Source organism: Streptomyces sp. SID1328 (genome assembly GCF_009865595.1).
GTDB lineage: Bacteria > Actinomycetota > Actinomycetes > Streptomycetales > Streptomycetaceae > Streptomyces > Streptomyces griseoluteus.
The window spans coordinates 1-2,281 of the sequence record NZ_WWKH01000815.1; the positions used below are offsets into that span (position 1 = coordinate 1).

The following is a 2,281-nucleotide window of genomic DNA, read 5'->3' on the forward strand; positions in this document are numbered from 1 at the left end:
CGGTTCTCCTTCACCTACCGCTCCACGATGGACGTGTGCGGGCTGACGGTTCAGCCGTCCCGCCTGCGGGCCTTCCTGGCGCGGAACATCGCCCACACCGAGGTGCAGCCGGTCCCGCCGAAGGTCCGCCACGTCCGGGGAACCTCCACCGGCCTCCGCGTCACCCTGCGTCTCCCGGCCGGCCTGGAACCGGCCGACCTGGTGGCCGCCTCCGAGCGGCTCCGCCACGCCTGGGGCGTCCACTCCGTAACCGTCACGGAGACCAAGCCCGGCCACGTCGAGCTCCGCATGACCGGCTATGACGTGCTGCGCCGGGTCCGGATGCCACGCCGTGCTCGCCCTGAGGGATTGTCGGTTCCGGTGGCGCTGCGGGAGGACGGGACCGCGTTCATGCGGGACTACCGCCAGATCCCGATGGCACTGACCCTCGGGGCGAACAACTCCGGAAAGTCGGTCTATCAACGCAACCTGATCAAAGGTTTGGCGAAGCTGCCGGTGGCGCTGGTCGGGATCGACTGCAAGCGCGGTGTGGAGCACTCCGCGTACGCGGCTCGGCTGTCGGCGCTGGCGACCACCCCGGACGACTCCGCCTCCCTGCTGGATGTGCTGGTGGGCGAGATGGAGTCCCGGTTCGACCTGCTGAGTATGCACGGGGTCTCGGACGTGTGGGAGCTGCCCGCCGGCTTACGGCCCGTGCCCGTCATCGTCCTGGTGGACGAGGTGGCGGAACTGTTCCTGATCTCCTCCAAGAAGGATGAGGAGCGCCGGGAGCGGATCGTCACCGCCCTGATCCGGCTGGCGCAGATGGCACGGGCGGTCGGGATCTATCTGGAGGTGTGCGGGCAGCGCTTCGGCTCCGAACTCGGACGCGGGGCGACCATGCTCCGTGCCCAGCTCACCGGGCGTGTGGTGCACCGGGTCAACGACAAGCAGACCGCCGAAATGGGCCTGGCGGACGTGGCGCCGGATGCCGTGATGGCCGCCTCCCTGATCCCCGCCGAACGTCCCGGCACTGCCGTTGCGGCGGACTCCTCCGGGGGCTGGGCGAAGATCCGCACCCCTCACACGTCGCGTGCTGAAGCGGCGGCTGTGTGTCGGGAGTTCGCGCACCTAGTGCCGGACTTCCCTGCTCTCGACCCCTACCGGCCTTACATCCCGGTCGATGTCCCGGCTTCGGGGCCGTCGCTGGTCAAGCCGTTCCCGGTCACGGACTGAGAGGGGGCACGTCATGGCTACGCGCAAGAAGACCCCGCCGAAGCCGGCCGCCTGCCCGGACTGCCAGGGAGGCGGGGAGATCACCGAGACCGTTCGCGTTGGCGCCCGTAAGGGCCGCGCCACGGATGACCGGCAGGGCGCGTTGTGCCTGACCTGCCTGGGCACCGGCGAAGCACCGGACGGGGAGTGATCGCCGTGAACCGCGCTCTCCGCCCTGACGCTGTTCTGATCCAAGCCGTGATCGCCGGGGCTTTGTCCTTCGCTCACCTGCATGATCTGGCCGCCGCTGCCGGGCAGTCGGGCTGGAAGGCGTGGGCCTACCCAATCTCCGTCGACCTGCTGTTGGTCGCCGCGTGGCGTCGGTTGCGGGTCGGTCGGGACGGGGCCTCGTGGACCTGGTTCGCCATCGCGCTCGCCGCCTCCCTCGGCGCCAACATCGCCACCGCCGGACTCCTCGACCTCGGCCATGTGCCCGCCTGGTTGCGCATCCTGGTGGCCGGCTGGCCCGCGCTCGCCTTCCTCGGTGGCACCCTCCTCGTCCACACCCCCACCCCGGCGACTGCATCCGCGGAGACCTGCCCGGAGCCCGAACCGGCGCCGGAAGTGCAGTTGCACCGCACCGACACACCGCCGGTTCCGGCTCCCGCGTCGGCTCCTGCGGAGCTGGCCCCCGCCCCGGCCAAGTCACCGACGCCAGCCGCTCCGGTTCCCACGGTCCCGGCGGCTCTGGTCGACCATGCCCGCGCCATCGCGGAATCGCACCGCAAGACGACGGGTGAGCCGATCACCGCTGACGGGCTCACCGCCCGGCTCGGGCTTCCCGCGCCGACGTGCCAGGCCATCGCCGCTCAGCTCGAACTCACCTGACCCGGAAGGAGATCGACCCGTGAGCACCTATCGCCGGTTCCGTGACGTGCGGCGCTTCGGCCCGGTCACCGTCGCCAGCTACCACGACGGCCGGGGCCGCACCCGGCACACCGCCGCCTGCTCGGCCCCCGGCTGCGGCTTCTCTACCGATTACGCCGACCGGGCCGCCGCCGAACTCGCCGCCCGCACCCACCGCTGC

4 protein-coding genes are annotated in these 2,281 nt (G+C 71.2%); all 4 read left to right on the forward strand.

The features are described 5' to 3' along the window. Nucleotides 1-1,215 (forward strand): FtsK/SpoIIIE domain-containing protein (locus GT030_RS25895; RefSeq protein WP_161203175.1); only part of this gene is annotated, 1,215 nt, incomplete at its 5' end. Between the two features lie 13 nt (nt 1,216-1,228). Continuing rightward, a complete protein-coding gene (locus GT030_RS35850; protein ID WP_202460568.1) occupies nt 1,229-1,405 on the forward strand; it encodes a hypothetical protein in 177 nt (58 codons plus the stop codon). Nucleotides 1,406-1,410: 5 nt separating this feature from the next. Next, nucleotides 1,411-2,082, forward strand: coding sequence for a DUF2637 domain-containing protein (locus tag GT030_RS25900; protein ID WP_161203176.1), 672 nt, complete (start codon nt 1,411-1,413; stop codon nt 2,080-2,082). Nucleotides 2,083-2,101: 19 nt separating this feature from the next. Beyond that, nucleotides 2,102-2,281, forward strand: a 180-nt coding sequence (locus GT030_RS25905) for a mobile element transfer protein (RefSeq protein ID WP_161203177.1), incomplete at its 3' end; no start/stop codon positions are given.

Excerpts from the sequence above, each read along its gene's own strand:
- GT030_RS35850 (WP_202460568.1), top strand. The coding sequence starts at position 1,229 with ATGGCTACGCGCAAGAAGACCCCGCCGAAGCCGGCCGCCTGCCCGGAC.